Origin of the sequence: Pontiella sp., from assembly GCF_041622395.1 — a bacterium.
Lineage (GTDB): Bacteria > Verrucomicrobiota > Kiritimatiellia > Kiritimatiellales > Pontiellaceae > Pontiella.
The window spans coordinates 1-3,465 of record NZ_JBFJYW010000357.1 but is presented as its reverse complement, the minus strand read 5'-3'; the positions used below and the strand labels follow the sequence as shown (position 1 = coordinate 3,465).

General features: G+C 58.8%; 4 protein-coding genes and 1 pseudogene. 1 reads left to right on the top strand and 4 read right to left on the bottom strand.

Annotated elements, in window-relative coordinates; genetic code table 11:
• Both ABYO54_RS15420 and ABYO54_RS15415 read right to left on the bottom strand, forming a co-directional pair.
• Positions 1-466 (bottom strand): annotated as a pseudogene (locus ABYO54_RS15420) (zinc transporter ZupT); the annotation flags it as partial.
• A complete protein-coding gene (locus tag ABYO54_RS15415; RefSeq protein WP_372809125.1) occupies positions 463-1,032 on the bottom strand; it encodes a dual specificity protein phosphatase family protein in 570 nt (189 codons plus the stop codon). The pseudogene ABYO54_RS15420 and the gene ABYO54_RS15415, both read right to left, overlap by 4 nt.
• A gap of 59 nt (positions 1,033-1,091) precedes the next feature.
• Between ABYO54_RS15415 and ABYO54_RS15410 the strand changes: the two genes are divergently transcribed.
• On the top strand, positions 1,092-1,742 hold the full coding sequence (locus ABYO54_RS15410; RefSeq protein WP_372809124.1) for a Crp/Fnr family transcriptional regulator: 651 nt from the start codon (positions 1,092-1,094) through the stop codon (positions 1,740-1,742).
• Between the two features lie 90 nt (positions 1,743-1,832).
• On the opposite strand, the gene ABYO54_RS15405 is transcribed toward ABYO54_RS15410, so the two are convergent.
• Both ABYO54_RS15405 and ABYO54_RS15400 read right to left on the bottom strand, forming a co-directional pair.
• The gene (locus ABYO54_RS15405) at positions 1,833-2,162 is read right to left on the bottom strand and encodes a cupin domain-containing protein (RefSeq protein ID WP_372809123.1); all 330 of its coding nucleotides are present in this window, start codon (positions 2,160-2,162) and stop codon (positions 1,833-1,835) included.
• A 41-nt stretch (positions 2,163-2,203) separates the two neighbouring features.
• Positions 2,204-3,004 (bottom strand): ATP-binding protein, encoded by an 801-nt coding sequence (locus ABYO54_RS15400; RefSeq protein ID WP_372809122.1) that lies wholly within the window; start codon positions 3,002-3,004, stop codon positions 2,204-2,206.
• Between the last annotated feature and the right edge of the window lie 461 nt (positions 3,005-3,465).

The window sequence follows — 3,465 nt, the reverse complement described above, 5'->3', positions numbered from 1 at the left end:
TGTGGATGGCGATGGCGAGCGCGGTGAAGAGCCCCATGCGCATCAATTTTTTGTTGTGGTGGCGGTGGGCGCTGGGGATGCAGTCGTCGTGTTGGTGTTCGGGGTCGGGGATCGGGGCGTTGGGGTCGTGCAACGGGGCGCTTTCGGCTTCGGAATGGATTTCGTGCGGGTTTTCGGCATGCGGAATGAGGGCATCGATGATGCCGATCAGCGCCATCCCGCCGAAGAAGGAGACCGCGTTGATCCAGTGGCCCATGGGGTCGCCGAAGGATTCGACGAGCGAGTCGACGCCTTTGACGAAAATTTCGACGAAGGAGACATAGAGCATGACGCCGGCGGAAAAGCCCGTGGCCACGGAGAGGAACCGATAGTTGGTGCGCTTGGCCAGGAAGGCGATCGCGCTGCCGATTCCGGTGGCCATGCCGGCGAAAACCGTAAGCCCGAGGGCGAACCAGACGTTGTTCATTTCGTTTGCTCCTGCGCAATGCGTTCGGCGAGCGGTTGGAAGCGGTTGGTCAGGCGCATCTGTTCGTCGGTCATATTGGTCTGCATGTGTTGTTTGACGTAGGCGATGGCTTCGTCGGCGGAAATTTTAAGGATGTCGCGCACGATGCAGCAGGTCATAACGCCGGTACGTCCGACGCCCGCGTTGCAGTGCACGGCCACGTTGGCCCCGGCGCGGAGATAACCCGCAACTTGGTCGACCACCTTGGAAAAGGCATACAGCTCGGGGCTGGTGTAGTCGGCGATCGGGAAGCGGATCGCTTCGATGTGGTTTTGTTTGTAGATCTCGATGACGTTTTTCTTGGCCTTCTTTTCCAGCTCGACGTCGGTGACGAGCATGACCACGAACCCGATCTTGTTTTTTTTGTAGATCTTCAGCAGGGCGTTGCCGGGGTCGTAGGGGCCGAACGGCATCGGGCTGCAATAGAGCCGGCCCTTCACATTCAACGGAATGCGTACGCAGGTTTCTTCCTTTGGGCCGAACAGGAACATGGCGATCTCCAGTAATTTGCAAGAGCCTATAGCCATTCGCCCTAAATTTGAATTGGAAATTGCAACGCTCTTGCATTGCGGCCAAACTGCGCGGCATGAACCTTGAATTGCTGATCCAGAATACCTCCTTCTTCAAGGGGTTGGACGATGACCATCGGCGCGAGCTGGCCCGCATTTGTTCCGTCGCGCACGTGAAGAAAAAGGAATACCTGTTCCACGAAGGCGAGCAGGGGAACGACATGTTCCTGCTCATCGACGGCAACATCCAGCTGCACAAGAATACCGAGGACGGTCGCGAGGTGGTGATCCGCGTCATCAAGCCCGGCGAGGTTTTTGCCGAGGTGGTCTTGTTTGAACGGGATCGCTATCCGGTTTCCGCCCGCGCCGTCACCCACGCCGACGTGCTCGTCTTCCCCAAGGCGGGCGTGCATCGCCTATTGGCCGAGGAGGGGTTCCGCAACGACTTCATTGCGTTGCTCATGGCCAAGCAGCGCTATCTCGCCGAGCGCATCCAGGAGCTGACCACCACCGATGTCGAGTGCCGCTTCTTCACCTTCCTGCGCGCGCAATACGGCGAGAAAGAGCGGATCCATACGCCGCTCTCCAAAAAGGATATCGCCGCCGCCATCGGCACCACCCCCGAAAGCCTTTCCCGCCTGATCCTGCGGCTCACCGAGGACGAAATCATCGACTGGCAGGGCAAGGAAATCCGCATCCTCTCCAACCCGTGGGATTGGCTCGGCTGAGATGCGCGGGAGTTCGACCAACGAATCCAGAACAAAACGATTCCCGTTTGCTCGGAAAAGCCGTTTTGTCCAAAATCAGATTGTCGGAACCTACTGTTCGGAACGAATCATGGTGAGCAGCATTTTGAAGGGCTGTTCGGCGGCCTGCACATCGTGAGGGATGTTGGCGGGCATGATGATCATTTCGCCTTCCTTCACCTTTTTAAGTTCGCCGTCGATGATGAAGGCGCCTTCGCCTTCGACCACCTGGGCAACGGCATCGAACGGCGAGGTGTGTTCGCTCAAACCCTGCCCCTTGGCGAAGGAGAACAGCGTTAGGTTCCCGGTTTTCTTTTGCAGCAGGATTTTGCTGATCACCGCGCCGTCGGCATAGGTGATTTCGTTCTTGAGGTCCAAGGCCCGTCCTTTGTAGTCGCTCATTTTATCCACTCCTTTGTCGCGTTGCGACGGTCTAAGGTCATCTACAGTTGCTTCGTTCCCAGCAGCTCGCCATCGAGGCCGATGGTGACTTCCTCGACGATCAGGTCGGTGCGTCCGCTCATGGCGTGCGCCTGTTTGGTGATGGCCGTCAGGCCGCCGCAGCAGGGGACCGACATGCGGACAATGATCACCTTCGGAATGTTGTTGCCCGCCATGATGCCGGCGAGTTTTTCAACATAGCCTTCGGTCTTGTCGAGTTTCGGGCAGGCGACCACCAGTGCGCGGCCGCGGACATAGCGCCAATGGACGTCGGGCGAGGCCACGGGGGAGCAGGTGCTCAGCACCACCAGTTCCTTGCCTTCGAAGAAGGGCGCGGTCGGCGGAACGAGATGCAGTTGGATCGGCCACTGGTCGAGGTCGGACTTGATCACCTGTCCGGATACCTCCGAACTCGCGGCTTTCGGCTTCTCGTCCTTCGCCTTGTTGCCGAAACGAAGTTGGAGTCCCGGGCATCCGCCGCCGGCGGGCTTGGCGGCCGCCGCTTTTTCTTTCGCATCGTGTTCGGCGTTGGCTTCATCGAATTTTTTCAGGGCGTCGTCGCCCATTTTGGCCACGTGTTCGCGGGTGGCTTCGATATCGTAGGCGGCGGCTTCGCGCTCGACGATCTTCAGGGCGCCTGTCGGGCAGGTTCCGATGCAGTCGCCGAAGCCATCGCAGAAATCTTCCTTCACCATCTTGGCTTTTCCGTTCACCAGTTGCAATGCGCCCTCGGCACAGCCCACAATACATTCTCCGCATCCGTTGCAGAGGTCTTCGTTAATCTCGATAATCTTGCGTTTCATGGTTACACTCCTTGTCTTAAATTGTGGGCAGAGAATGGCATACCCCGCCGCCCCGTTCCTTGACGAGGGTCAAGAGCGGGAAAAAATGTGCGACGATCGGTTCCGATCCCCTTTGTTCGGGGGGCTTGGTCGAAAGAGCTTGCCGCGCCGCTTGAAGGCGCTGCCGCGCTTCGCAGCCTCGCCTGCTACAAGATATGGGCTGGGGCGCGCGTGTCCGGATGCGGAAGAAAAAAGCGCGGAACGCAAATGCTCACGATCGTGAGCATTTCCGTTCCGCGGGGAATGGGTCCGCGGCGTGCGTCCTTTCCGGCCTCGTTCATGAAAGAGCGAGCGAGCCTGAATTATTCACGCGCCGAGTTTGCTTTGGCAACAGCCGACCGGAGGGAGACAGGCTTCGCGCATGCGAAGCAACGAGCGGAGCGAAGTGGCAACGCGTCGAAAGGTGCCGCTGTAGCAGCCTA

Excerpts from the sequence above, each read along its gene's own strand:
- ABYO54_RS15405 (WP_372809123.1), bottom strand. The coding sequence starts at position 2,162 with ATGAGCGACTACAAAGGACGGGCCTTGGACCTCAAGAACGAAATCACC.
- ABYO54_RS15410 (WP_372809124.1), top strand. The coding sequence starts at position 1,092 with ATGAACCTTGAATTGCTGATCCAGAATACCTCCTTCTTCAAGGGGTTG.
- ABYO54_RS15415 (WP_372809125.1), bottom strand. The coding sequence starts at position 1,032 with ATGGCTATAGGCTCTTGCAAATTACTGGAGATCGCCATGTTCCTGTTC.
- ABYO54_RS15400 (WP_372809122.1), bottom strand. The coding sequence starts at position 3,004 with ATGAAACGCAAGATTATCGAGATTAACGAAGACCTCTGCAACGGATGC.